Annotated in this window: 22 protein-coding genes and 1 pseudogene; 5 read left to right on the top strand and 18 right to left on the bottom strand. The window is 72.1% G+C overall.

Translation table 11 applies throughout. The features are described from left to right. Nucleotides 1–4 precede the first annotated feature (4 nt). The 4 genes from IH26_RS0127700 to IH26_RS0127685 all read right to left on the bottom strand — a co-directional run bounded on the left by IH26_RS0127700 (nt 5) and on the right by IH26_RS0127685 (nt 6752). Nucleotides 5–2953 (bottom strand): aminotransferase, encoded by a 2949-nt coding sequence (locus IH26_RS0127700; RefSeq protein ID WP_030439167.1) that lies wholly within the window; start codon nt 2951–2953, stop codon nt 5–7. Beyond that, nucleotides 2950–4572 carry an amidohydrolase gene (locus IH26_RS0127695; protein ID WP_030439166.1) on the bottom strand — a complete coding sequence of 541 codons (1623 nt, stop codon included), beginning with the start codon at nt 4570–4572 and terminating at the stop codon, nt 2950–2952. The genes IH26_RS0127700 and IH26_RS0127695 overlap by 4 nt, the downstream gene beginning before the upstream one ends. Then, entirely contained in the window at nt 4569–6029 is a 1461-nt protein-coding gene (locus IH26_RS0127690; protein ID WP_030439165.1) for an APC family permease, read from the bottom strand. The genes IH26_RS0127695 and IH26_RS0127690 overlap by 4 nt, the downstream gene beginning before the upstream one ends. Before the next feature lie 279 nt (nt 6030–6308). Next, nucleotides 6309–6752 carry a sigma factor-like helix-turn-helix DNA-binding protein gene (locus IH26_RS0127685; RefSeq protein ID WP_030439164.1) on the bottom strand — a complete coding sequence of 148 codons (444 nt, stop codon included), beginning with the start codon at nt 6750–6752 and terminating at the stop codon, nt 6309–6311. A gap of 406 nt (nt 6753–7158) precedes the next feature. Here IH26_RS0127685 and IH26_RS0127675 point away from each other — a divergent pair, with 406 nt between their 5' ends. Beyond that, nucleotides 7159–9489: an ATP-binding protein gene (locus tag IH26_RS0127675; RefSeq protein ID WP_030439163.1), complete on the top strand. Its 2331-nt coding sequence runs from the start codon at nt 7159–7161 to the stop codon at nt 9487–9489. Here IH26_RS0127675 and IH26_RS63160 read toward each other — a convergent pair. Together IH26_RS63160 and IH26_RS64280 are read right to left on the bottom strand one after the other, a co-directional pair. Beyond that, nucleotides 9437–10261: an HD domain-containing protein gene (locus IH26_RS63160; protein ID WP_030439162.1), complete on the bottom strand. Its 825-nt coding sequence runs from the start codon at nt 10259–10261 to the stop codon at nt 9437–9439. The two genes, IH26_RS0127675 and IH26_RS63160, sit on opposite strands and share 53 nt — an antisense overlap. Then, entirely contained in the window at nt 10246–10407 is a 162-nt protein-coding gene (locus IH26_RS64280; protein ID WP_342668315.1) for a GNAT family N-acetyltransferase, read from the bottom strand. Before IH26_RS64280 ends, IH26_RS63160 begins: the two co-directional genes overlap by 16 nt. Between IH26_RS64280 and IH26_RS63155 the strand changes: the two genes are divergently transcribed. Further along, a complete protein-coding gene (locus IH26_RS63155) occupies nt 10330–10497 on the top strand; it encodes a hypothetical protein (protein ID WP_245665559.1) in 168 nt (55 codons plus the stop codon). The two genes, IH26_RS64280 and IH26_RS63155, sit on opposite strands and share 78 nt — an antisense overlap. 28 nt (nt 10498–10525) lie before the next feature. Here the strand turns inward: IH26_RS63155 and IH26_RS64645 are convergent. The 5 genes and pseudogenes from IH26_RS64645 to trhA form a co-directional block, all read right to left on the bottom strand. Beyond that, a pseudogene (locus IH26_RS64645) lies at nt 10526–10912 on the bottom strand (outer membrane protein assembly factor BamB family protein); the annotation flags it as partial. Nucleotides 10913–10958: 46 nt separating this feature from the next. Further along, nucleotides 10959–11090: a hypothetical protein gene (locus IH26_RS63995; RefSeq protein ID WP_281179791.1), complete on the bottom strand. Its 132-nt coding sequence runs from the start codon at nt 11088–11090 to the stop codon at nt 10959–10961. Further along, nucleotides 11087–11548 carry a cupin domain-containing protein gene (locus tag IH26_RS54095; protein WP_030439532.1) on the bottom strand — a complete coding sequence of 154 codons (462 nt, stop codon included), beginning with the start codon at nt 11546–11548 and terminating at the stop codon, nt 11087–11089. Before IH26_RS54095 ends, IH26_RS63995 begins: the two co-directional genes overlap by 4 nt. Next, nucleotides 11517–12515 (bottom strand): helix-turn-helix domain-containing protein, encoded by a 999-nt coding sequence (locus IH26_RS0127650; RefSeq protein ID WP_245665557.1) that lies wholly within the window; start codon nt 12513–12515, stop codon nt 11517–11519. The genes IH26_RS54095 and IH26_RS0127650 overlap by 32 nt, the downstream gene beginning before the upstream one ends. Before the next feature lie 57 nt (nt 12516–12572). Next, on the bottom strand, nt 12573–13388 hold the full coding sequence (trhA, locus tag IH26_RS58360) for a PAQR family membrane homeostasis protein TrhA (RefSeq protein WP_051808566.1): 816 nt from the start codon (nt 13386–13388) through the stop codon (nt 12573–12575). A gap of 13 nt (nt 13389–13401) precedes the next feature. Here trhA and IH26_RS56190 point away from each other — a divergent pair, with 13 nt between their 5' ends. Beyond that, the gene (locus tag IH26_RS56190; RefSeq protein ID WP_169789834.1) at nt 13402–15876 is read left to right on the top strand and encodes a putative bifunctional diguanylate cyclase/phosphodiesterase; all 2475 of its coding nucleotides are present in this window, start codon (nt 13402–13404) and stop codon (nt 15874–15876) included. Nucleotides 15877–15901: 25 nt separating this feature from the next. On the opposite strand, the gene IH26_RS0127635 is transcribed toward IH26_RS56190, so the two are convergent. The 3 genes from IH26_RS0127635 to IH26_RS0127625 are packed head-to-tail and all read right to left on the bottom strand — an operon-like array spanning nt 15902 to nt 18917. After that, entirely contained in the window at nt 15902–16450 is a 549-nt protein-coding gene (locus IH26_RS0127635; RefSeq protein ID WP_030439158.1) for a dihydrofolate reductase family protein, read from the bottom strand. 56 nt (nt 16451–16506) lie between these two features. Then, nucleotides 16507–17433, bottom strand: coding sequence for an RNA polymerase subunit sigma-70 (locus IH26_RS0127630; RefSeq protein WP_030439157.1), 927 nt, complete (start codon nt 17431–17433; stop codon nt 16507–16509). A gap of 29 nt (nt 17434–17462) precedes the next feature. Then, complete coding sequence (locus tag IH26_RS0127625; protein WP_034216054.1) at nt 17463–18917, bottom strand: NAD(P)/FAD-dependent oxidoreductase; 1455 nt, start codon at nt 18915–18917, stop codon at nt 17463–17465. A gap of 81 nt (nt 18918–18998) precedes the next feature. Here IH26_RS0127625 and IH26_RS0127620 point away from each other — a divergent pair, with 81 nt between their 5' ends. Then, the gene (locus IH26_RS0127620; protein ID WP_030439155.1) at nt 18999–19706 is read left to right on the top strand and encodes a TetR/AcrR family transcriptional regulator; all 708 of its coding nucleotides are present in this window, start codon (nt 18999–19001) and stop codon (nt 19704–19706) included. A 268-nt stretch (nt 19707–19974) separates the two neighbouring features. Here the strand turns inward: IH26_RS0127620 and IH26_RS0127615 are convergent, their stop codons facing one another. Continuing rightward, the gene (locus tag IH26_RS0127615) at nt 19975–20439 is read right to left on the bottom strand and encodes an alpha/beta fold hydrolase (protein WP_245665556.1); all 465 of its coding nucleotides are present in this window, start codon (nt 20437–20439) and stop codon (nt 19975–19977) included. A gap of 29 nt (nt 20440–20468) precedes the next feature. After that, a complete protein-coding gene (locus IH26_RS0127610; protein ID WP_051808564.1) occupies nt 20469–20948 on the bottom strand; it encodes a MarR family winged helix-turn-helix transcriptional regulator in 480 nt (159 codons plus the stop codon). 47 nt (nt 20949–20995) lie between these two features. Between IH26_RS0127610 and IH26_RS0127605 the strand changes: the two genes are divergently transcribed. Beyond that, complete coding sequence (locus IH26_RS0127605) at nt 20996–21448, top strand: nitroreductase/quinone reductase family protein (protein ID WP_030439152.1); 453 nt, start codon at nt 20996–20998, stop codon at nt 21446–21448. Between the two features lie 247 nt (nt 21449–21695). Here IH26_RS0127605 and IH26_RS0127600 read toward each other — a convergent pair whose 3' ends face one another. Both IH26_RS0127600 and IH26_RS54090 read right to left on the bottom strand, forming a co-directional pair. Beyond that, nucleotides 21696–22361, bottom strand: a complete 666-nt coding sequence (locus tag IH26_RS0127600; RefSeq protein ID WP_030439151.1) for a VC0807 family protein — start codon at nt 22359–22361, stop codon at nt 21696–21698. Beyond that, a complete protein-coding gene (locus IH26_RS54090; RefSeq protein ID WP_051808563.1) occupies nt 22358–24844 on the bottom strand; it encodes a PEP/pyruvate-binding domain-containing protein in 2487 nt (828 codons plus the stop codon). The genes IH26_RS0127600 and IH26_RS54090 overlap by 4 nt, the downstream gene beginning before the upstream one ends. Between the last annotated feature and the right edge of the window lie 20 nt (nt 24845–24864).

The raw sequence follows: 24864 nt of genomic DNA, 5'->3' as shown, positions 1-24864 counted from the left end.
GCGATCACCTGCCGCCGCGGTGGCCGAGTTCGGTGAGGGCGCGGTCGAGCATGCCGGCGAAGAAGTCGGCGCCGGCGGGGTCGATGCACAGCGGTGGCTTGATCTTGAGGATGTTGAGGTGGTCGCCGGTGGGCTGGACGATGACGCCGAGGTCGAGCATGCGCTCGCAGAGCTCGGCCGTCTCCTCGGTGGCGGGCTCCAGGGTGTGGCGGTCACGCACCAGTTCGAGGCCGAGGTAGAGGCCGTCGCCGTGCACGGCGCCGACGATGGGGTGGTGGTCGGCGAGGGCCAGGAGCTTCGCCTTGAGGTGTGCGCCGGTGCGCGCGGCGTTGCCTTGCAGGTCCTCGTCGCGGAGCGTGTCGAGGACCGTGAGGCCGGCCACGCTGGAGACCGGACTGCCGCCGGTGGAGGAGAAGAAGTAGCCCTGGTCGCGGTAGCGGTCGGCGACGGCCCGGGTGGTGATCACGGCGCCGAGCGGGTGGCCGTTGCCCATGGCCTTGGCGACACAGACGATGTCCGGGACGACCTGTTGTTGCTCGAAGCCCCAGAACCAGTTGCCCAGCCGGCCGTAGCCGACCTGGATCTCATCGGCGATGGCCAGGCCGCCGTGCCGGCGCACCGTCGCGTACACCTGCCGGAGGTAGCCGTCCGGCAGGGCGACGCCGCCCGCGTTGCCGTAGTACGGCTCGCTGAGGAAGGCGCCCGCCGGGCGGCCGGAGGCGGCCAGCTCATCGATGAACCGGACGGCTTCGGGAGCGTAGTTGGCGGCCTGCTCGCCGCGCCAGCGCCCCCGGTAGGAGTTGGGTGAGTCGACCGTGTGGACCCAGCTCGGGCGGGTGGTCAGGGCGTTGGGGTTGTCCTGCAACGAGGTGGACACGGCGTCGGAGGCGTACGTCCAGCCGTGGTACGCCTCGCGCAGGGCGACGACGTCCGGCTGTCCGGTGGCGCCGATCGCGAGCCGGATCGCCAGGTCGACGGCCTCCGAGCCGGAGTTGACCAGGAAGACGGTGTCCAGGGGATCCGGCAGCAGAGCGGTGAGGCGTTCGGTGAACCGTACGACGGCGGCGTAGTGGAACCGGGAGTTGGTGTTGAGCCGGCGCAGCTGCCGCGAGATCGCCTGCTCGACGCGGGGGTGGGCGTGACCGAGCGGGGTGACGTTGTTGACCATGTCCAGATAGCAGCGGCCCTCGACGGAAACCAGATGGTGACGCCAGCCGCGTTCGATGCGGGGTGGATTCTCGTAGTAGTGCTCCTGGACCGGGGCGAATGCCACGTCGCGCCGGGCGAGGAGGTCGTCCCGCGCGGGGGCGCCGCCGGCGGCGGGCAGCCCCAGCAGGGGAGCGGGATCGGCGGTGAGCGCGAGCCAGCCGGCGGCGTACTCGGGCCGCACCAACGCCGGGATCGCCGGCGCCCCGGGCCGCCGGAGCGAGAGGTGGACGCGAGTGGCGGCGGGCAGGATGACCAGCGGGTCGCCCGCCCGCACGGGGCTGCCGGCCGGCACGCTCGGGCGAACGCCGCCGGGAAAGACCAGATGCAGCTCGTACGGGCCGAACGTCACCGCCACGTGGCCGGGCACAGCCGTCAGAATCTCGCCGTCACCCGGGGCCCGCAGGCCGGCGGCCTCCGCGAGCCACAGGTCGATGCCCGTGGCGATGGTGGCGGGCGAGGTGGCCGACAGCGCGGTGCTGGCGGTGAGCTGCACCCGGCCGTACCGGGTGACGGCGATGCCGGCCCGGGCGGCGAGACGATCCGCGGCCCTCTCCTCCAGCCAGACGCCGCGGTCCATGGCGTCGGACTCGACGGTCAGGTCGAGCACGGCGATGTCGGCCGGGTCGGTTTCCGCCAGCACGGGCACCGCGGCCACCGGAGGCGTGACCGGTTGGCGGGTCAGGCCGAGCTTCTCGGTGATCAGTTCGGTCATCACGGCGGCCGGCACGGCGACGGCCTGCTCGAAGATGCGCCACTCGCGCTCGAGGGCGGCGTTCACGTACGGGTTGTCGCCGTCGATGGCGGCTTGGTGCCGTCCGCTGACCACCAGGACGGCGGCCCGCAGCACCACCAGCGGCCACACGGCCGTCGCCTCGGCCGCGGACAGCGGCCTGATCTCGTGGAACGCACGCACGGCGGGCAGGACGTGGTGCGGTTCCAGGCCGTCGTGGTGCAGGATCGAGGAGAGCGTCACGGCGATCTCGCACACCGCCCAGCTGTCCGTCAGGTCGCCGAAGTCGATGATCCCGTCGGGCATCGGCGCCCGGCTGTCCGGCGTGACGACGAGGTTGTCGTCGGTCAGGTCCAGATGCACGGCCTGGTGCGGCAACCCGTCGGCGACCGCTGAGACGGCGGCCCAGGCCTCCTCGGTCGCGGCCAGCACGGCGGATCTGCGTTCCGCCTCGACGTGTTCCGAAAGCCGGGCGACCACGCGGTCGGCGTAGCGGGGATCCCACTGCAGAAGCCGCCGCAGCCCCGGATGACGAAACGGCCGCAGGGTCGTGCTGACCTGACCGGCGACACGGCCCATGGCGGCAACCGTCCGGGGTGCCAGATGTCGGGGGCCGGAGAGCGTCCCACCGCGCAGGTGCCGCAGCAGGCGGGCGGTGACCGGGCCGTCGCCGGTGGGGATGGTGGCAGTCCGGCGCTCGCCATCGTCGTCGCGCAGCACGGTCGCGACCCGCAAGCCGGGCAGTGCGCCGGCGATCAGGTCCGCGGCGGTGTCCTGCGCGTCGATCTCGGTCGCGGTGAACGCCGGGTTGGCGATCTTGAGGACGGCCACGGGTGCTCCGTCGTCGCTGGTCAGCAGGAAGTTGGCGTCCTGCTGGCTGCCCAACGACTCGGCGCGGACCGCGAGCCCGAAATGCGCCGCGGCGGCCCTGCGGGCCTCGTCGGCGGTCAGCCGGGGGGCCGGCAGGTCGCGGTGCGTGAAGAAGTCGATCGCGGGGGGCTCGTGGTGGATCATGCTGCTGTCCTTCCTCGGTGCGACACCGTGCCGTCGACCACGGTGAGCTCCACCGGCGACTCGGCGAACTCGTCGGGGTCGGCGGCGAGCGGGTCGAGCGCGAACGCGGTCAGATCGGCCCGGAAGCCCGGCCGCAGCTGTCCCGTCCGGTCGCCGAGGCCGGCCGCCGTGGCCGCCTCGGTCGTGTAACCCTCCAAGGCCATCCGGGCGGTCAGCGCCTGCCCGGGCAGCACCGGCTCGACGCCGGGTTCGCCGGCCGGGCGCCGCAGCCGGGCGGCGGCGATGACGGCCCGCGGGTCGAACCCGGCGACCGGCCAGTCCGAGCCGAGCGCCACCCGGGCGCCGTGCTCGCGCAGGTCGCGGGCCCGGAAGGCGCGGTCGGCGCGCTTCTTGCCGAGCCGCTGCGACCAGTTGTCGCTCCGGTCGGCCCGCGTGTAGTGGGCGCAGTGCGTCGGCTGCATGCTGACGGTCACGTCGAGCGCGGCGAACCGGCCGATCAGCGCCGACGGCAGCGTCTCAACATGCTCGACGCGGTACGGGACCGGCGGCCGGCGAGGAAGGGCGGCGACCGTGTCGAGCACGTAGCGGATGCCGGCGTCGCCGATCGCGTGCGTCACGATCGGCACCCCGTGGGCGGCCAGGACCCGCACCGCGGCCGCGTACTCCGCCGGATCCGGCCACAAGCAGGCGGTGGATTCGCCGTGCGTGTCGGGCTCCTCCAGCCAGGCCGTCCCGCCGTCGATCGTCCCGTCGATCATGAACTTGGCACCGTCGACCCGCCAGCGGCGGCCCGTCCTCCGCTGCTGCCGAATCACCGCGTCGAGCTGGTTCGGCCCGTCGCCCGGCAGCACGAACGGCGCGCACCGCCACCGTACCGGCAACTCCCCGTCCGCCTCGAGCGCGGGGAACAGGTCGGCCGAGTCGTCGCCGAAGTCCATCGCGTTCGCGGCCGTCAGGCCGGCGGCGGCCATCCGCCGCATCAGATCGAGCAGCCGCTGCCGCCGGGCGGCCGGCTCGTCGGCCGGCAGCAGCCGGCGCACCAGGTCGATGGCGTCCCATTCGAGCAGGTGGCCGGTGGGCCGCCCGGCCGGGTCGCAGGCGATGCTCGCACCGGACGCGAACGCGCGCGGCCCGCCGACGCCGGCCAGTTCCAGCGCCCGCTCGCTGACCAGGGCGGAGTGCACGTCGAAGAACAGCAGGAACGCGGGCACGTCCGGGCCGAGCGCCTCGGCGAGCGGGCGGTGGGTGATCGGCGCGCCGGCGAAGACGTTCGGATCGAGACCCCAGCCCTGCACCCAGCCGCCGCGCGGCACACTCGACGCCGCGGCCCGCAGCGCCGCGATCAGGTCGTCGGTCGTCCGCGCGCCGGACAGGTCGGCGCCGCGGGTCAGGGCGATGCCGGTCACCGGGTGGAAGTGCCCGTCGACCAGTCCCGGCGTGACGGTCGCCGGACCGAGGTCGATCACCTGGGTGCCCGGTCCCCGCCAGCCGCGGGCGTCCGCCCGGTCACCGATTGCGGTGATCACTCCCCCGGCCATCGCGATCGCGGTCACCTCCGGTGCGGCCGCCGCCATGGTGTACACGCGATCCGCCAGCACGATCAGGTCGGCGACGGTCACGCGGTCACCTCCAGGGCAGCGGCCGGCGCCACGGCCGCGCCCATCCGGCCGGCCTCCTCGCCGCCGATGCGGGCGTAGGCCCGCGGGTTGCCCGCCTTGCGGATCAGGGCCCAGACCAGGCCGGCGGCGAGAACCATCGGCACGACGGCGACCAGGGCGACGTCGACATCCGGTGCGGCGTTGGTCAGCAGCCCGACCTTGTCGATGATCACCCCGAAGACGAGCGTGAGCAGGACGGCGCCGAGCGCGCTGGACGCCGTCGCGACGCGGGCACCGGGCACGCCCCGGCGGCGCAGGAAGTACGCGAGGACCGCGACGGAGGTCAGCGCCAGCAGCATCAGGACGCCGAGCACGCCCGGAGTGTTGACCAGGATCAGGAGTTGCCGGATCGGGTCGGCGCCGGCCAGCGCGAAGCAGGCCACCACGACGACAGCCAGGACGCTCTGCGTGGCGCCGGCCACGGCAGGCGAGCGGAACCGGGGGTGGCTGTGGCCGAGCGCGGCCGGGAGCAGCCCGTCGTGGGCGAGATTGAAGGCGTACCGGTTGATCGCGTTGTGGAAGGAAAGCTGGGCGGCCAAGATGCTGGTCAGCACCAGCACGTACATGATGTCAGCGGCCCACCCGCCAGCATACTTCTCCATCGCGGTGAACAGCAGCGCGGTCGGGTTCGCGGCGGCCGCCGCGACCACCTCGGCGTCACCGAAGGCCTGCACGACCGCCCAGGCCACCACGCCGTAGAAGACGGCGAGAAAGGCGACCGCGGCGTACGTGGCGCGCGGGATCGTCCGGTCCGGCTGACGCGCCTCGGCCCGGTAGAGCGCGGTCGACTCGAAGCCCATGAAGGCGGCGAAGCAGAAGCCGAGGATGGCCGGCATGCCCGGCCCGGACAGGGCGTCCGCGGTGAAGGTGCCGCCGGTCAGCCGCGCTCGGGTCAGCACGGCGACGACGAGCAGCAGCAGGATCGCGCTCTCCGCGACGAGCAGCACGCCCACCACCCAGGCCCCGACGTCGATGCCGCGGCGGCCGAGCGCCCAGACGAGCGCGACGGTCGCCACCGCGAACACCCACCACGGCACCTCGGCACCGGTGAACCGGGCGCACGCCGCGGCGAACTGGACACCGAGCAGGCCGTAGACCCCGATCTGCAGGGCGTTGTAGGAGAACACGGCGAGCATGCCGGACGCGGCGCCCAGCGGCCGGCCGAGCCCGAGCGTGATGTACGAGTAGAAGGCGCCGGCCCCACGCGTGTGCCGGGTCATCGCCGTGTACCCGACCGCGAAGACGGCCAGCACCACGCCGGCGGCCAGATAGCCGAGCGGCGCACCGACCCCGCCGATCGCGATGGCCAGCGGGGTGACCCCGGTCATCACCGTCAGCGGCGCCGCGGCACCCACCACCAGGAACGAGATCCCCGCGGCGCCGAGCGCTCCGGTCTTGAGTCGTGTCTGCTCGGACATTGCCGGCCTCCTCAGCACAGGTGCCGACACGTTAACCGAATGACATTCGATTAGTCGAGACCCCGCGGCCGATCGCCAGGCCCGTCCGCGACGCCGGCCGCGTCCGGCTACCGCCGTGAGCGGCCGCTCGCAGGGAGCCGGCCCGGTCGGCCCGGTGGCGCGAGAGTCGCGCTGCGGCCCGGTGTTGCAGGTGGTCGCGGGGAGCAAGCGGGACGGCCCCGATCGGCGGGTAGCCGTGACCCGTACTCCCGGATGGGTTTGATCTTTGGCGGGTCGGCCTCACCGAGGGCCGTGCCGGTCGGCCACCTGCTGGTCGAGTGCCGCGCGCAGCGACCGCATCGCGTGGTACAGCCGCGATTTGAGCGTCTCGACCGACACGTCCCGGTCGGCCGCCGCCGATTCGAGGGATGCCCCCTGGTAGAACAGCTCGACGATCAGGTTGCGCTGCTGGGACGGAAGCTCCCGCAGCGCCGCGGCGACCGTGGTGGCGGGCACGGCCGCGGCCGGCTCGGGAGTGGGCCACTCCTGGGCCGGCGGGCGGTCGTCGTGGCCGGCCGGGGCGTGGCGTTCGCCGTCGTGCAGCACGCTGAGCGCGGAGAGGACCAGCCAGGGGCGGACCGCCGCCGGGCTCTGCGGGTAGCGGCGCGGCGGCTGAGCGGCCCGGTACAGCGTTTCCTTGAGAACCGAATCGGCGAGCGCCTCATCACCCTGAGTAACTTGCAATATGTACGCTCGCAGACCATCCCGGTGCGGCTCGACCAGCTGCTCGAAGGTCTGCGCGGTGTGTTCCGCACGGACTCGCGCGGCGCGGCTGCCGGGGCTCGGAGCGAACAGGTCGGCATGGCGAGGACGCCCCTCACCTGCGAATTTACCCCTGTCCTCCGGATCTTGTGAGCCGGGCGCCGTCCGGTCGGCGGCGTGGCGGCCCATGCCGTACCCCTCTCGTCTCGCTCGTTCTGGTGTACCTCCAATCCTTCGCCAATGAACACGCTGCGAAACACGGGGAAAGTACCTGGATTACGCGGGGTGTCTTGTTACTCTCCAGTAGGCTGGCGTCCCCGCTGAAGTGGACCGAGAACGAGGCCGATCCGCGGGCCCATCGGGCAACGTCACCCACTACCGTGCCCCTATGAGCACCGCCACGACCACGCGCGGCACCCTCGGGAACCTCCCCGCCGAGGTCACCACCTTCGTCGGGCGCCGGCAGGAAATCGCCGGGATCCGGCGGATGCTCACCACCAGCCGCCTGGTCACGCTCACCGGCCCGGGCGGGGTCGGCAAGACCCGGCTGGCCCAGCGCGCCGGCGCCGGGGTGCGCCGGGGCTTCCCGGACGGGGTGTGGTTCGTCGAGCTGGCCGACCTGCGCGACCCCGACCTGGTCGCGGTGACCGTCGGCGAGACGCTGGGGCTGCGGGACGGCGAGGTCGGCCCGGACGCGACGGCGCTGGCCGGCTTCCTCGCCGACCGGCAGGCGCTGCTCATCCTGGACAACTGCGAGCACCTGATCGCCGCCTGCGCCGACCTCGCCGAGATCCTGCTGCGCTCCTGCCCGGAGCTGCGCATCCTCACCACCAGCCGGCAGGCGCTGCGGCTCGACGGCGAGGCCAACCTGACCGTCCAACCGCTCTCGGTGCCCGGTCAAGGCGCCGCGTGCGACCCCGCCGACCTGGGGAAGTACGAGTCGGCCGGGCTGCTGGTCGAGCGGGCGACGGCGGTGTTGCCCAAATTCCGGGTCACCGAGGAGAACTGCACCACGATCGTACGGCTCTGCCAGGTCCTCGAAGGCATCCCGCTGGCGATCGAGCTGGCCATGGCCCGGCTGCGGGTGCTCTCCCTCGACCAGATCCTGGAGCGGCTGACCGACCGGTACAGCCTGCTCACCTCCGGCGCCCGCAACGCGCCGGCCCGGCAGCAGACGCTCCGCGCGCTGATCGACTGGAGCTGGGACCTCTGCTCGGACGCCGAACGTACCTTGTGGTCACGCCTCTCGGTCTTCTCCGGCGGCCTCGAACTGGACGCGGCCGAGGCGGTCTGCGCCGACGACGAGCTGCCCACCGGCCGGATCCTCGACCTGATCTCGTCGCTGGTGGAGAAGTCGGTGCTGATCCGGGCCGGCAACGGCAACGCGCGCTACCACCTGCTCGAAGTCATCCGCGAGTACGGCGCGGCCGAACTGCTCGCCGCCGGGGACGAGGCGGGCTTCGCCGACCGGCACTGCCAGTGGTTCGCCGAGCTGGCCGCGCACGCCGACGAGAACTGGTTCGGCCCCCAGCAGGCGTCGGTCATGCACCGGCTCCGGAACGAACGGTCCAACCTGCGGGTGGCGCTGGAGTACGCGATCACCAACGGGCCGCCGGAGAGGGCCCTGCAATTCGCGGCCGACCTGCAGAACCACTGGGTGATCCGGGGCTCGCTCTCCGAGGGACGGCACTGGCTCGACGGCGCCCTCGCGCTGCCGCCGCCCCGGCATTGGTCCCGGGTCAAGGCGCTGCGCGTCGCGGCGTGGATCGACGGCGTGCAGGGCCACACCGACCGGGCCGCCGCGCTGCTGGCCGATGCCTCCGCGCTGGCCGAGGTGCTGCCACCGTCGCCCGAACGGGCCTACCTGCCGCTGGTGCGGGGCAGCTTCCGGATGTGGGCGGACGACTACGTGCACGCCCAGCCGCTGTTCAAGGAGGCGCTCACCGCGTTCCGGGTGCTGAACAACCGCAACGGCGAGGTGTGGACGCTGGTCCTGCTCGGGCTGTGCCGCGGCCTCGCCGGGCCGCCGTCCAGCGGCTATCCGGATCTGGAGACCGCGAAGAACCTCGGTGCGGCCAGCGGAGAAGCCTGGTGGCAGTCGTTCGCGCTGTGGGCGCTCAGCGTGTTGCGCTGGCGGGCCGGCGACCCGGCCGGCGCCACCGCGGCGGCCAAGGAGAGCCTGATGATCCGCAAGGTCGTGGAGGACGAGCGGTTCGCCGCCGGCCTCGCGGTGGAGTCGCTCGCCTGGGCCGCCGCGACGGAGCTACGGGACCACCGTGCGGCCACCCTGCTCGGCGCCTCCGGCCGGATGTGGCAGGCGATGCACACGTCCCTGGCCCCCTTTCGCGCCCTGCGGGACTGGCATCACGAGGTCGTGCAGCAGGTACGGTCGCGGCTCGGCCCGGCCGCCTTCCTGGCCGCCGCCCGGCGCGGGGCGGAACTGTCCACCGCCGACGCGATCGCGGTGGCGCTCGAACGGCAGCCCCGCGTCCGAGTGCCCGAACCGCGCGCCGACGCGGCCGAGGGCCTCGGACTGACCAAGCGGGAGCGGGAGGTGGCGGCGCTGATCGCCCAGGGCCTGAGCAACCGCGAGATCGCGGCCCGGCTGGTGGTGGCGCAGCGCACCGCCGAGGGCCACGTGGAGAACATCCTGAGCAAGCTCGGCTTCACCTCCCGCACCCAGGTGGCGGGCTGGCTGGCGGCTCAGAACCATTCGTGACGGCCTGGAGCAGGGCCGCCAGCCGCTCGGCCGCTTTCGGGTCGCGCCCGAACAGCACGGCGGTCAGCAGCGCGAGCGCGCCGGCTCCGCCGGTCACCAGGGCCCATTCCGGCACGGGAGCGCTGCCCAGAAGGGCGGCGCCCCCGCCGAACGCGGCCGCCGCCTCGGCGACCGCTCGGGGGTGAGCTCGACGTATCGCCTGTGTCATCCGGCGGCGGCGTTCCCGGACGTCCGGGCCGTCCAACGCGTCGAGGCTGGCGCAGGCGAGTTCCGTCAACTCCCGCGCGAGCCCCGGTGCGCGCAGATGGTGGGCCAACGGGACATGGAACACCAGGGTGTCCAACGACGCCCGTTTGCGGCTGGCCGCCGGCAAGGGACTGATCGTACGCAGGTTGTGCAGCCGGTCGGCGAGGGCGATCAGCATCAGATCGGGGTCGGCCGGGCCGCCGGCCCGAACCACGCTGAGGGTCAGGTCCTCGACCAGGCCGGCGATGCCGGAACCGAACTCGGCGTGCAGCTGGTTCGAGGTGACACGGGTGTCCTCGATGACGTCATGCAGCAGGGCGGCGCAGATGGCCGGGGTGGCGCCGCCAGCGGACGCCACGATCCCGGCGACGGCAACCGGATGGGTGATGTAGCGGTCGCCGGTCTTCCGGCGCTGGCGGCCGTGCGCCCGTTTCGCCATTTCGTAGGCGTTCCAGACCAGGGGGATGTCGCTGTGGCGGCCGGAGTCGCTGAGCGTGGCAATGAGTTCACCTATCGTGTAACCCATGCCGCGAGTGTACTGACCGCGTAATAGTCCTCGGTGATCACCGGTTCGAAGCCGAGCGACGTGTACAGATGCAACGCCCGGTCGTTGTCGGTGGCTACTTCCAGGTGGACCGTGCCCGCGCCGCCGTCCCGCGCGCTGCGGCACAGGCGGTGCAGCACGTCGCGCCCGGGTCGATCGTGGCGCCGTCGAACGAGGCCACCCGCACCATGACGATGTCGCCGATGATGCTCGGGTGACCACTGGGCACGACGCCGGGAAGGTGCCACTTGATCGCGCCACTCGCCAGACCTGGTGTCCGTCGCCAGCCGCGAAGGCGTACAGGAGCCCGCCCGCGTCCACGGTATACGCCTGGCCGCCGACGACCGCGACGGGCCCACCGCCACCGTTGGTCATCCTCACCGTCCAGGCGATTGTGCCGCCGGTGGAGTCGATCCGTATGACCTCGCCCTCGGAGGTCGTGCCGAAAACCGACTTTGCGGTGGCGTTGAGGGGTTCCAAGGCGGGCGTCGGGCCGGGTCCACGCCGACTCCATTGGCTCTGTTCGAGCACAGTCGCAGAAAGGCACGACGGCTGGTATGGGTCCTCCACCCGGCGAGGCGAACCGAACGGCCCAGCCTTTCCGGGATCGACGGCGCGGCACTCTCGGAGCATGGAGCGACCACCCGAATCGGTATCCGCTCATGCCACGGACAGTGAGCTACCGCTTCTGCGTCAGGTAGTGGCGGAGCAACGTTGTGATCCTCGTGTAGCCGCCGGGGCCGACCGCCTCGAACTCGGCGAGCCGCACTACTTCCGGGCCGGCGCAGCGGTCGTACCGAAGGAGCTTCACGAGGCGTATTCGTTGGAGATCTCGGTGGCGTAGTTCTTCCACAGCGGTTTCATGGTCTCGGCGTTGACCGGCTGCCCGGAGTCGATCATGGCCTTGAAGTCGCGGAAGTACTGCACGTACAGGTCCGGCGTGAACGTGTTCAGCATGACCGCGGTCTCGTCGCCGACGTTGGCGAACGTGTGCGGCGCCCCGGTCGGCACGATGACCCAGGTGCCCGGTCCGGCGTCGTACTGGTCCTCGCCGACGGTGAACCGGAACGTTCCCGCCAGCACGTAGAAGCCCTCGTCGTGCTGGGCGTGGCGGTGCTGCAACGGGCTCGGTGTGCCCGGCGGAATGGTGACCTCGGCGAACCCCAGCCGGTGGTCGGTGTGCTCGCCGTTCTCCAGGATCCGGATCCGCTGCGCCCCGCTGCCGAGGATCTCGCCCTCACCGGGGCGGACGATGTTCACCTTCGCCACGACTTCCTCCTTGCTGTTGCCGGACTTGGTGACCACCATCCTGTTCTGGTCCGGCCGTGCGCGTCTTGGTCGTCTGTGCACGGTTGCTGGTTATCAGTGCGCGGGCGTTGTAGCCGTACGTCGTCTTGAAGAGCTTGCTGAAATGGGCGGGATCGGAGAACCCCCACCGGGCGGCCACGGCGGTGACCGTACGTCCGCCTCCGGCCAGCTCGGCCCGGCAGCGCTCCAGGCGGCGCCGGCGGATCAGGGCCGCGACGGTGAACGGCTGGTCCTCGAACAGCTTGTGCAGCCGGCGTACGGAGATGTGGTGGGCGGCGGCGATGCCGGGCGGCGACAGACCGGGATCGGCCAGCCGGGCCTCGATGTAGCCGGCGATCCGGTTCCGCAGCCACTCGTCCGGGGCCGGTTGCTCGTCGCCCAGCCGGGCCTCCAGCGCGACCGCGATCAGCTCGATGACGGCCGCCGCCGACCGCAGCGCCTCCGCCACGCGGAACTCGGTCGCCGACCGCGCCGACTCCCGGGCCAGCACGGAGACGAGAGCGCCCGGACCGTGGCTGCCGTCGATGCGTTCGCCGATGAGCCGGTCGAGCTGCGCGGGCCGCATCCGAAGCTCCCGGCGCGGAACCAGGATGGTGACGTGCGCCGCGGCGGTGCTCTCGAACCGGAGAGTACGCGTGGGATCGAGCAGCACCAGGTCGGCCGGCCCGAGTTCGGCTTCGCCGCGCCCCTGCTCGATCCGCGTCCGGCCCCGGACCATCACCTTGACCGCCAGCTTCTCGCCGTCGGAGGCGTCGCGCTCCCGCCCGATGCAGGCGCTCTCGGGCGTGTCGAGGGAGACCAACCGCAGCGGCCCCAGGTCACGGGTGGCGATCCGGCCCCGGAAGCCGGCCCCGGCCAGCTTGTTGACCAGCGGCGGAAACCCGCAGGCGGCCAACTCGTCCTGAAACATCTCGAGACTGCCGGTCACCGGTCAACGATAACGGCGGCGCGAACACGACAACCAGCATCGGCGCCGTGGCCGGGGCTAGGTCAGGAAGATGAAGACGGCGGCATAGTGGCAGGTGGCGGCGGCGCAGACGAGGGCATGAAAGACCTCGTGATAGCCGAACACCGACGGCGACGGGTCGGGCCTGCGGTAGTGGTAGGCGAGGGCCCCGGCGACGTACAGCAGGACACCGGCGACGGCGAGGGCGCCGGCGACCGGCCCGGCGTGGATCCAGACCAGCGGCAGAGCCAGAGCCGCGGCGGCGGCGAGGGTGATGTACGTGCCGCCGATCACCCGCTCGGGTGCTTGCATCCGTGCCAGGTGCAGGCCGGCCGCGGCAGCCGCGAGCGCCCACGTCAGGGTCAAGCCGATGCGGCCGTAGCGGGGGGAATCGGCCAGCCGATACATCGGTGTGGCGGTTCCGGCGATCAGCACGAAGATCATCAGGTGGTCGCATCGCTGCAGGAGCCGCTTCGTCGCGAACCGCCAGTCGACCCGGTGGTACAGGGCACTGGTACCGAACATCGCGCTCACGGCGACCGCGTAGACCCCGGCCGCGGCGGCCGCGGCGCCGCCGCGCGCGGCGGCGACCAGGAACGTGCCGGCGATCAGGGAGAGCGGAAACCAGATGAGGTGCAACCAGCCGCGCCAGATCGGCCGGGGAAGCTTCGCCGGCCGGTCGTCGCGGGCCGACTGTTGAGAGGTTCGGCCGGCCACCGGCTCATCGTGCACGAAGAACCGGCCGGGGGTCGAGGCCTGCGACGACGCCGGGTCGTGGTTCTCCTCAGCGCGGCGGGATTGCGGCCGATGGCAGGACGTATCGTCGAGCGGCGCGGTGAGGGGACCGAAGCTCATGACCGGTGTTGTCGTGAGGTACCTGTTCGGTCCCGGTGCGGCGCTCGTCGGACGGTTGCGGTACGCGCACAAGTTCATCGTGGTGGGCCTGATCCTGTTGGTGCCCTTGGGCTGCGTGGCGGGGGCGTACGTGCAACTGCAACGTGCGCAGAGCGCGTTCAGTGCCAAGGAATGCCTCGGTGTCCAGTACATGGCGCCGTTGGTGGAGTTGACCGCGCGGGTGGTGGAGGCGCGTCGGCTGTCGGTCGCCCGAAGCGACGGAAGCGGCGCCGCCCTGGACCGGCAGACGGCTCAGGTCGACGAGATCGACCGGCGGATCGGGCCGGAGCTCGACGCCGTGCGTGGTTGGGCGTCCGCTCGGGGGCTGCTGGTGGCCGCGCAACGCGCCACCGGACCGGCCATGGACCGGTACGCGGCGTACAACGCCTCGATCGACGCGCTGCTGGCCCTGATCGTGCACGTCGGGGACGAGTCGAACCTGACTCTGGACCCGGACCTGGACACCTATTACCTGATGGATACGCTGCAGTTCCGCCTGCCCGTGCTGCTGGACGCGGCCGGGCGCGGCGTGGACATGGCGACGCTGGTCAACGACCAGCGGGCGAGCACCGCCACCGACGCGTTGATCGAGCTGGGGCTCGCCAACGGCGTGCTGGCCTCGACCCAGGCCATCGTCAGTCACGCCGTGACCACGATCGCGGCCAACACGGCCGACCGTGACGCCCGGCGCGAGACCGTCGCCAACGCCGCCCGGCTGACCGCCGCGACCTCCGCCCTGACCCGCACGCTGACCACGGTCGTCAAGGATCGCCGGGTCAGCGCCGTGCGCGCGGACGCCGCGGATGCGGTACGTATGGCGGCGGCCGCGTTCGCCGGGCAGGCCGCGGCCTCCCTGGACCGGCTGCTGCGTGCCCGGATCGACGGCCTCTCGGCTCGCGCGCAGCGTGTCGAGCTCATCGCTGGGCTGGCGGGGCTGCTCGCGGCGTACCTGTTCGCGGGCTTCTACCGGTCGGTCACCCAGCCGATCAAGCGGATCGTGGCGACCCTGCACGCCGTCGCGGACGGCGACCTGACCCGGCGGGTCTCGGTCGACACCCACGACGAGCTGAGCTTCGTCGCCCGGGCGCTCAACGACACCGTGGCCACCACGGAGATCGCCACCAACCGGCTGGCCCGGCAGGCCACCTACGATCCGCTGACCGGGCTACCGAACCGGGCGCTGGTCCTGGACCGGCTCGGCCTGGCGCTGGCCCGCACCGCCCGCGGCGGCGATCCGATGTCCGTGCTCTTCATCGACCTGGACCGATTCAAGCCGATCAACGACTCGCTGGGCCATGCCACCGGCGACGAGGTGCTCCGGGCGATCGCCGACCGGCTCGGCAAGCTGGTGTGCGGCGAAGACACGGTTGCGCGCCTCGCCGGCGACGAGTTCGTGGTGATCGGTGAGAGCATGGCCAAACCGTCGGACGCGGTGCGGTTCGCCGAACGCGTGGTGACCGCGCTCGGCCGCCCGATCCGAACGGAGATCGGCGGCACCGTCCACGAGGTCAGCGTCGGCGCCAGCGTCGGCGTGGCCTTCGCCGACCGCGGCGCGCAGCTGAGCGCGGAGGACCTGCTGCGCGACGCCGATGTCGCCATGTACCGCGCCAAGCAGCGGGGCCGTGGCCGGGTCGAGGTCTTCGACGAGGCGCTGCGGATCGCCGTCGAGTCCCGGCTGGACAACCAGAACGACCTGCGGCGCGCCATCGAGCACGACGAGATCCGCGCGTTCTATCAGCCCATCGTCGACATCGACGGCGGCGAGGTCGTCGGCTTCGAGGCGCTGGCTCGCTGGGAGCACCCGGTCCGCGGCCTGCTGGCGCCGAGCGTCTTCATCGACGTCGCCGAGGAGACCGGCCTGATCGTCCCGCTCGGCGCCCGGATGCTGTCCCTGGCCTGCGCCCAGACGGCTCGCTGGCGGCGCGAGCGACCGGACTTCGCCGGCATACACGTGGCGGTCAACGTGTCGGGCACCCAGTTCGGCCACCCCTCGTTCGTCCCGACCGTCACGGCGGTGCTGGCCGATACCGGGCTGGACCCCGGCGCGCTCTGGTTGGAGATCACCGAGACCAGCATCATGGCCGATGCCGAAGCCGCCGCGGAGACCCTCGGCGCGATCCGCGCTCTCGGCGTCCACCTGGCCATCGACGACTTCGGCACGGGCTATTCCTCGTTGACCTACCTACGCCGGTTCCCGGTGGAGACGTTGAAGATCGACCGGTCTTTCGTGGCCGGTGTCGGGCGAGACCGCGAGGACGAGGCGATCGTCGACATGATCCTCGGCCTCGCCCGCGCGCTCGGCTTGGACGTCGTCGCCGAGGGCGTGGAGACGACCGCCCAACTCGCCTACCTTCGACGGCTGGGCTGCGCGTTCGGGCAGGGATACCACTTCGGCCGGCCGACGGCGGCGGACGAGATCGGCAAACCCGCGGTCGGTGCGGTGCGATGACCGTACACAGCAAGGAATTTCGCCGTCATCGCCGGTATCGGGCGTAGACCGCCGGCCCGACCTGCTCGATCTCCATCGGTTTGAGGGTGATGGGCTTCTCGGACGGCGGGAACAGGTGCTTGCCGGCGCCCAGCACGAGCGGGAAGGTGGTCAGGCGGTACTCGTCGATCAGGTCGTTGGCCATCAGCAGGCGGGCCAGGCTGAGGCTGCCGGTGACGATGACGTCCCGGGTCTCCCGCCGGACGGTGTCGAGGACGTCGCCCTCGACCAGGGTCGAGTTCGCCCACGCCGACGCGTCGGTCAGGGTGCGGGAGGCGACCAGCTTCGGGATCGCGTTCATCCGCCGGGAGAAGTCGTCGTCGCGGGTCGGCCAGAGCCGGCCGAACGCCTCCCACGTGGTGCGGCCCAGCAGCATGACCCCGGTGTCGAAGAGCGGGCCGAGGCGGAACTTGTCGCCGGTGACCGCCTCCGGGCCGAACTGGAACATCCAGCCGCCGGCCGGGGTGCCCTCCCGCCCGTCCGGGTCGCTGACGATGCCGTCGAGGGTGGTGAAGGCGAGGTAGATGACGCTCACGATGGTGGTCCTTTCGCTCGATGCTCACCGGTACGTACCGGCGGCACCGGGCGAACTCATCGCCGCCGGCGAGGAATTTCGGTCGGCAGGTCGAAGGTGGCGAAGACGGCCGGGTCGGCGAAGACCGCGTTGCGCGCGACCAGGCCGCCGGTCACGGTGAGAACCTGCAGCGTGTGCAGCCGATGCCCGCCGCCGGGCTGTGGTGCGTACGCGGCGAGCGCCGGCTGCCCGTTGGCGGTGAGCCGGGTCATCAGCCAGCCCGGCCCGCGCATCTCGAAGACCCGCGCCATGAACTCGCCGTACCGGGCACTGCCCCGGTACCAGAGCGGGACCGGCGGCATCTCCAGGACGGCCTGGTCGGTCAGCAGCCGGACCAGGCCCGGCACGTCGGCCGCCTCGAACGCCTCGAGGTAGCGGTCGACGGTCGCCCGTACCGAGGGATCGTCCGGCTCGGGGATCTCGTCGATCGCGTCGGCCTCGGCGAGGGCGGCCCGGGCCCGCTGCAGCGAGCTGTTCACCGCCGGCACCGTGGTCTCCAGCTGGGCGGCGACCTCGGCCGCGCTGAACTCGAGCACCTCGCGCAGCACCAGCACGGCCCGCTGCCGGGCGGGCAGCGACTGCATCGCCGCGATCAGGGCGAGCCGCAGGTCGGCGCGGGCCTCGGCGTCGACCCGGGCGTCCGGGAACGGCTGCAGCCAGGGGATCTCCAGCGCCGGGGTGAGCGGCGCGTGGACGTCGTCGCTCTCCGCGACGAGGCCCGACGGCAGCGGCCGCCGGGCCCCGCCCTGAAGCGCGGTCAGGCACACGTTGGTGGCGATCCGGTACAGCCAGGTCCGCACCGAGGCGCGGGCCGGGTCGTACCGGTCGCGGGCCTTCCACGCCCGCAGCATCGTCTCCTGCACCAGGTCCTCGGCCTCGTGGAACGAGCCCAGCATCCGGTAGCAGTAGGCGACCAGCTCACCTCGATATGCCTCGAAGTCCACCCCGACAATCCTGCCGTACGGTGTGGGCGTCAGGAATCGAAGGAGAAGCCGAGCCGATTGGCCGTTTTGAGGATTATGCCGTCCCGCCCGCCGTTGCGGTCGGCGCGCGCGATCGCCCGGCGGATCAGCTGCACGGCCGGGTACCGAAGAGGCTCCGGTGGGATCGGCAGCGGGCGCTTGGTGGCCATCCGCAGCCGGGTCCGGGGCGTGTCCCGGCCGGCCAGCAGGTCGAGCATCACCGCGCCGGCGAAGCGGGTGGCCGCCACGCCGAGGCCGGTGAAGCCGCTGCTGTACGCGACCTTGCCGCCCATCGCCACGCCCTGGAACGCGGCCAGCCGGGTGGACATGTCGATCATCCCGCCCCAGGCGTGCGTGAACCGGACGTCGCCGAGCTGCGGGAAGGTCCGCAGGAAGTGGTCGGCGAGCCGGGCCCAGGTCTCGGGCCGCTGGTCGTTCTCCGGGTTGATGGTGCCGCCGCGGTGGTAGACCGCGTCGTAGCCGCCCCACAGGATCCGGTTGTCGGCGGTCTTGCGGTAGTAGTGGAACTGCCGCGAGGTGTCCGAGATGCCGAACGGCCGCTGCCAGCCGATCTCCGCCAGCTGCCCGTCGGTGAGCGGCTCGGTCATCAGCACGTAGTCGTAGACCGGCAGGGTCAGCATCCGGTTGCGCTTGAGCAGCGACGGGAAGCCGTTGGTGGCCAGCGCGACCCGCCGGGCGCGGATGATGCCGTTGTCGGTGCGGGCCCGCACGGTCGCGCCCTGCTCGGTGAGCGCGGTGACCGGCGTGTGCTCGAAGACGCGTACACCCCATTGTTTGCAGGCGGCCTTGAGGCCCCAGACCAGCTTGGCCGGATGCACCAGCGCGATCCCGTCCTGGCGGAAGAGGCCGGCCCGGTAGAGCGGGGAGCGGACCAGCTCGGTCAGCTCATCGCGGTCGTAGAAAATGCCGGCTCCGCCGACTGATAGTCCAGGCTTGGGTAGAGGCACAGCGGCGCGACGCAGCGCCTCGACCTGGTGCGGCTCGGTGGCCACCGACAGGCCACCGCCCTGCTGGTACTCGGCGTCGATGCCGTGCCGCACCAGCGAGTCGTGGAAGTCGCGGAAGTTCGCAGCGGCCAGGCCGCCCAGCACGTCGAGGTCCTCGGCGAAGTAGCGGCGGCCGTTCTCCGGGCCGTGGGTCAGGCTCGCCTCGACGAAACCGCCGTTGCGGCCGCTCGCGGCCCAGCCGATCTCGGCGCTCTCCACCAGCACGACGTCGCGGTCCGGATTCTGCTCCTTTGCCTGAAGTGCGGTCCAGAGCCCGCAGTAGCCGCCGCCGATCACCAGCAGGTCGGTCTCGGTGCTGCCGGTGAACCACGGCTCGGTCGCCGGCCGGCCCGGGTCCTCGAGCCAGAACGGGGTGTGCGCCGCGTCGGCCAGTGCCGCGCGGATGCGCTTCTCGTCGGTCCGGACATCGAGATCGTAGGCCGGTGTTTCCGCCCGCATGCTGATCCTCCCTGGTCAGGGCTCCAGGAAAACGCCGCGCTACAGTTAAGTCAACCCGTTGACATAAGGACCTGCGGAGCGATGGCGACCACGAGAGCAACCTCACCCCGGGTCCGGCGACGGCCCACCCGGACCGGCGTGGTGCTGGATCCCGACATGATCATCGACGCCGCGCTGCGGCTGATCGAGGCGCCCGGCGGCAACGCGCTGACCGTCCGCCGGCTCGGCGTCGAGCTGGGCGCCGACCCATCGACCATCTACCGATATTTCCGAAATATCGATGCATTGCTGATCGGAGTCTCCGACCGGCTGCTCAGCGAGACCCTCGACGAGTTCGTGCCGAGGCCGTACTGGGCGGACTCGCTACGGGCGCTCGCCGAAGGCATCTACCGGACGATGCTGCGGCACCCGCGGCTGGCCCTGCTGGGCGCCGTCCGCTTCACCGCCGGGCCGTATGAGCTGCGCGCCGCCGAGATCGGGATCGGCCTGCTGATCGGCGCGGGCTTCCCGGGATCGGCCGCGGTCCGGCATTACCGCGACCTGATCGAGGCGGTCTGGGCGCTGGCCGCGATCGCCGCCAGCGAGATGACCCCGGAGCAGGAACGAGCCGAGGAGGTGGCGCTCGCCCAGGCCTACGCCACGCTGTCGGAGTCGGAATATCCCAACCTTGCTTGCGTACGGGACGAGCTGCCCGCGATGTCCGAACCCGCCTTCCCCGGAGTCCTCGACAAGCTGATCGCGGCGCTCGAACTCAGCCGGGCTGCTGCGGGCCGTTCTGTCCAGCGGTGACGGGGTGTGCCTCCTACGGCAGCGATGCCGCGTACCACGCGCCGGACCGCACGGTTCGCCACCCTGCACGCCATAGCGGCGGCAGGAGCCGTCGCGTGTCGGCCCAGCGCCGGTCCTGTTCGAGCGACCGGGCGCGGCCGGCCCAGCGGGTTGCCGGAGCGGTGAGCCGGGGCGCGTGGTCGTGGGCGCCGGCCCAGCGCATGAAGTTCGTGGATCTGGTCGCGGGGGCAGGCTTGCTGGCCAGCCACTGGTCGAGATCGGCTTGCCGCTACGGCTGGAGGAAGCTCAGAAGCGCCTCCGTGAGCTCGGCCGGGGTGTCCTCCTGGACGAGGTGGCCGGCTCCGGGAAACAGGCGTAGCTGGGCCGATGAAATGCACGAGGCCAACTCGTGCGCCTTGGCCACCGGAATCCAGGTGTCGTCCTCGCCCCAGCACACGAGCACGGGCAAGGTGATCTCGCCGTACCTCCCTTGGATCTCGTCGGTGAAGCGCTGGTCGGCCTGCGCGATCTGGCGGTAGAACGCGGGCTGGCCGTCCTTGCCCAGCCACGGCTCGACCAAGCGATCGAGGGTCGCCGGATGTAGGCCGGGGCCACTGGCCGAGGTGACGTATTCGCGTACGAGGGCCTCGTGCGAGTTGGGTGGAAGCGAGGATCGGTACCACTTGTAGATCTCTACCGCGGGCACCGCCGGCGGCAGCTCAGGAGCCCATTCACCCTCCGTGCAGACGATCACGATGCGACCTGACCAGGAGCGCGCGGATCTCATGAGCGGATCGAGCGGATCCGTTCGGCTTCCTCTAGTTGTAGACGCCGGCCGGCATGCATGAACTCGGTGATGAGCCGGAGTTCGCGTGCGGAGTAGCGAGCAAGCAGTCGCTCACCCGCTTTCCCGATCGGTCCATAGATGCGGTCGAGAAGGTCGCCCGTGGCCGTGACGACCGTCAGGATGACCCGGCGGCGATCTTGTGGGTCTATTGCCCGGTGCAGGTGGCCGGCCGCGACCAGACGCTGGATCGCCGTGGTGGTGGCGCCGGGGCTCAACCCGGCTGCCTCGGACAACGCCGTCGCGGCCATCGAACCGGCGTCTTTGATCAGTCCGATGATGCGCAGGTCGGTGCGGTTGACGCCGAGTGTGGCGGCGGCGGCCTGGTCCACGGTGTCGGCGGCCGCGCCGAAATCTGCGGCAGCGCGGGCCGCGCCGGCTAGTAGCTCGGCGGTGGCGGGGACGGATTGCTTCGGCACTCGAACTAATATACCCTCGGGAAAACTTCGACTATCAAAGGAATGTCGTGTCTCCCGTCATCGGACAGTTGCCGTCGTGGCTGCCGCTCATGAACCGCCTCGTCCGCGGCCTGACTCGCCTTGGGCTGCGGATGGGCCCCGTCCATGTGCTCAAGGTCGCCGACCGCCGATCCGGGGCACCCCGGTCGACGCCGGTCTCGCCCCTGACCGTCGGCGGACGCCGTTACATCGTCGCCGCTCTGCCGCAAGGTGACTGGGCTCGCAACGTCCGATCTGCCGGCCGCGGAGAGCTCGCGTCGGGGCGGCATCGCACGCCGGTAGCCCTGGTCGAAGTCGCCGACCCGGAGATCCGCGAAGCGGTGATGCGGGCCTTCCCGGTCGAAGTTCCCGGCGGTGTCCCGTTCTTCGTGCGGCTAGGCCTGGTCTCGGGAGCCGATCCGGACCAGTTCGTAGCCGCTGCCGACCGAGTCGCGGTCTTTGAGATCACCGAGCTGTCCTGATTTGCCGGGACCCCGGCCGCTACGCAGGGCCTCCGATACTTCGGGCCCGGCTCGGCGCGCCGGCGGGAGCGCGCTGGTCGTCTTGGGCCGGGCCCGCCCGGCGGCCGGAGTCGGAGCCGGTGTTGCAGCCAGCGACCCTGGCACATCGGGGACTCGTCTGACTCGTACGGTCAACGGCGCGGAAGGGTAATCACGCAGAGCTTGGGCCGCCAAGAGGGGCGCCGCGGGATAGGCGACAGGCAACGGGTCAGGCCGGAATTGGGGAATTTTGTACTGATATACGCTGCTGGATGTTGTCGACGATGTTGGTGATGGTGGGGACCTGGAGGCGGACGAACGCCAGCACCGCACCCAGCAGCAAGAATGCCGGCAGCTGCGAGATGACGAAGGACTCGTCGAGTTTGGCCGGGGACCAGTGGTAGACGATCCATACGCGCAGGACCGACTCCGCCAGGAGGGCAGCCGCGAAGGCCGCCGTCATCAGGCGCTCGCGGGAGCGGAAGGTGGGCGACTCGTCCCAGGCGCGGCGGTAAGCGTCGGCGCGGAGTGGGTCGCCGCCGGTGGCTATCGGGGCGGCTGCCAGGTAGACGACCGGCTTGCCGACCACGCAGGTGAAGAGGAAGTAGCAGCCGGCGAGGGCGGTGTAGAAGGCCGGCTTGATCGCGACCACGCGCGGGTCGTTCGTGGTGAACAGCAGCGCGGCGGAGAGGGCGACCTCGAGCAGCACCAGCATGCCGATCCCGTCGAGCTTGCGCCGGCGGACGGTGTTGACCAGGGCGGAGAGGCCGGTGCCGACGCCGGCCAGGGTGAGCGCCCAGAACTGGTTGGCGCCGAGCGCGCGCAGGGCGAAGTAGGCGACGACCGGGATGACCACGTCGAGGGCCATGGGCAGGAAGAGCCGAAGGCGGTTCATGCGGAGATTCCTTCCGGGAGATCGGCGCGGCGGACCACTCCGGTGGTGCCGTCCACGGTGAGCAGTTGACCGTCGGTGAAGGTGCTGGTGGCGGTGCCGGTGGCGAGGACGGCGGGCACGCCGTACTCGCGGGCGATGATCGCGGGGTGGGAGAGCACGCTGCCCTTGTCGGTGACGAGCGCGCCGACGCTGGGGAAGAGCACCGCCCACTGGGCCGTGGTCTCGGGGCAGACCAGCACGTCGCCCCGGCGGAGCCGGCCGAATTCGGTGATGTCGCGGATGACCCGGGCCGGGCCGGTGTAGCGGCCGGCCGAGGCGGCGAGCCCGTGCAGGGCGCCGTCGTCGGCCGGGGAAGCCGGGGAAGAGGGACCGCCGGCGCGCAGGGACATCGACCACTGGGCCAGGTCGGCGACGTGCCGGGCGCCGGGCGAGAGGTCGCCGAGGTCGCCGGGGTCGCTGGGTGGCGGGCCGTAGAACGGCGGGCCGGGGTGCGCGACCGCCCAGGCGTGCCGGCCGCGGCCGAGGCGTACCTCCTCGTGCAGGGGCGTGCCCCGGTCGAGGGCGGCGAGCGCGGTGGTCAGGTGCAGGTGCCAGACGTCATCGGGGCGGTCGACCAGGCTCGCGTCGGCGAGCCGGCGGCCGAGGTCGAGCAGCGCGTAGCGCAGCAGCGCCCAGAGCGAGACGGCGTAGTAGACCTTCTCGTCGCGGACGGGGGTGCCGAGGTCGCTGCCGGCCAGCGCTTCGGCCAGCTGGTGCCGGGCGTCGTCGGGGATTTCGGCGAGCGCGGCCTCCCGGCGGGCCTGCAGGGCCGCCCGCTCACGGGTCAGGTCCAGCGGGTCGTCCAGCTGGGCACGGAGCAGGTTCAGCAGGACGCCGGGCTGCTCCGCGAGCGTGGGCTGGGTGAGGTCGAAGCCGGCGGTCCGGTGCCCGTGCGCCGCCCGGTACCGGCGGAACGCGGCGGCGAACTCGGGGTCGGTCGCCGCCAGGCGCTGCTCGGCGCCCGGCGACGACTCGGCGAGGGCGTCCGGCGAGGACTCGGCGAGTGCGTCCGGCGAGGACTCGGCGAGTGCGTCCGGCGAGGACTCGGCGAGTGCGTCCGGCGAGGACTCGGCGAGTGCGTCCGGCGGGTACTCGGCGATCAGGGCGCGGACGGCGGGCCGGGCGGCGGCCAGGCGGGCCAGCTCGGCCAGTTCCGCGGTGACCGCCATGTGGTCGCCGCGCAGGCCGCTGCGCAGCCGCAGGGTCTGCGCCGGGGTCCAGCCGAGCAGGTCGCGGCAGGCCACGCCGAGCTCGGCGAGCAGCACGATGGCGGCGCCGGTGAGCCGGAAGTAGACGTCGTGCAGCCGGCCGAACAGGACGATCAGCTCGCCGAGGTGGACACGCAGGGCGGCGTCGTCGAGCTCCGCCGGCGTTACCGCCCGCAGGGTGGCCAGCCGGTCGCGGAAGGCCGGCTTCCACTCGGCGTTCCAGCGCTCGACCAGCGCGCGGGGCTCGCCGGCCGCGAGCCGGGCGGCGTTGCGCTCCAGGCGGCGCAGCTGCTCGGCCGGGGCGACCGGCGGGTTGGTGAGGTAGGTCCAGCCGCCGATCGAGGACGCGTACGGGGTGCCGCCGGTGGTGAAGCGGAAGACGTGCCGCGCCGCGTCGCTGAAGACGGGCAGGAACAGCGAGGTCTGCAGCCGGGTCCACGGCCGTACGGTGTTGGCGTCCCGCACCGAGAAGTACTCGGGCTGTTCGATCGGGATCGGGATCGGCGCGACGGCGTCCAGGGTGGTGATCGGTCGCGCCTGGAGCAGGAACAGCTTGCCCTCGGCGTACGCCCACTCGATGTCCTGCGGCGTGCCGTAGTGCGCGGCAACCGCGCGAGCCAGCGCGGCGATCGCGACGACCTGCGCGGCGTCGACGGCCGATCCGGCGCCGGCGACCAGGATGGCCCGCCCGTCGCGGACCCGCCACTCGTCGCCGCTGCGCGAACCGCCGACCAGCCCGTCGGCGAGGCCCTTGACGGCGCTGACCAGCACCTCGTCCGGATCGCTGGTGACCGGGTCGGCGCTGAACGCGACGCCCGCCGCGTCGGCCGCGACCATCCGCTGGATCAGCACACCCATCTCGCCGCGCTCGCCGTTGCCCCGGTAGGCGGCCACCCGGTCGGCGTCGGCGGAGGCCCAGCAGGTGCGGATCGCGTCGAGCACGGCATCGAGGCCGCGCACGTCGAGCACCGATTCGTACTGGCCGGCGAAGGAGCGGCTGGCCAGGTCCTCGTCCACGCCGGAGGAGCGGACGGCGACCGGGCCGTCGCCGAGCTCACGCAGCGCGGTGCCGATTTCCTCCCGCAAGACGCCCAGATCCGGCCGGCGGCTCTCGACGGCGAAGCCCGCGGGAACCGGGAAACCCGCGCCGGTCAGGTCGGCGAGGACCGCGGCCTTGCGGCCGATGACGGCGGCGTCGGCGAGGCCGGTCGCCGCCAAGCGGCGGATGTATCGCACGGCAGTGTCCCTCTCGGTCG

This window comes from Actinoplanes subtropicus, assembly GCF_000721705.1.
Lineage (GTDB): Bacteria > Actinomycetota > Actinomycetes > Mycobacteriales > Micromonosporaceae > Actinoplanes > Actinoplanes subtropicus.
Note: the sequence above shows the minus strand (reverse complement) of the source record. Positions and strands in the feature narration are given on the sequence as shown.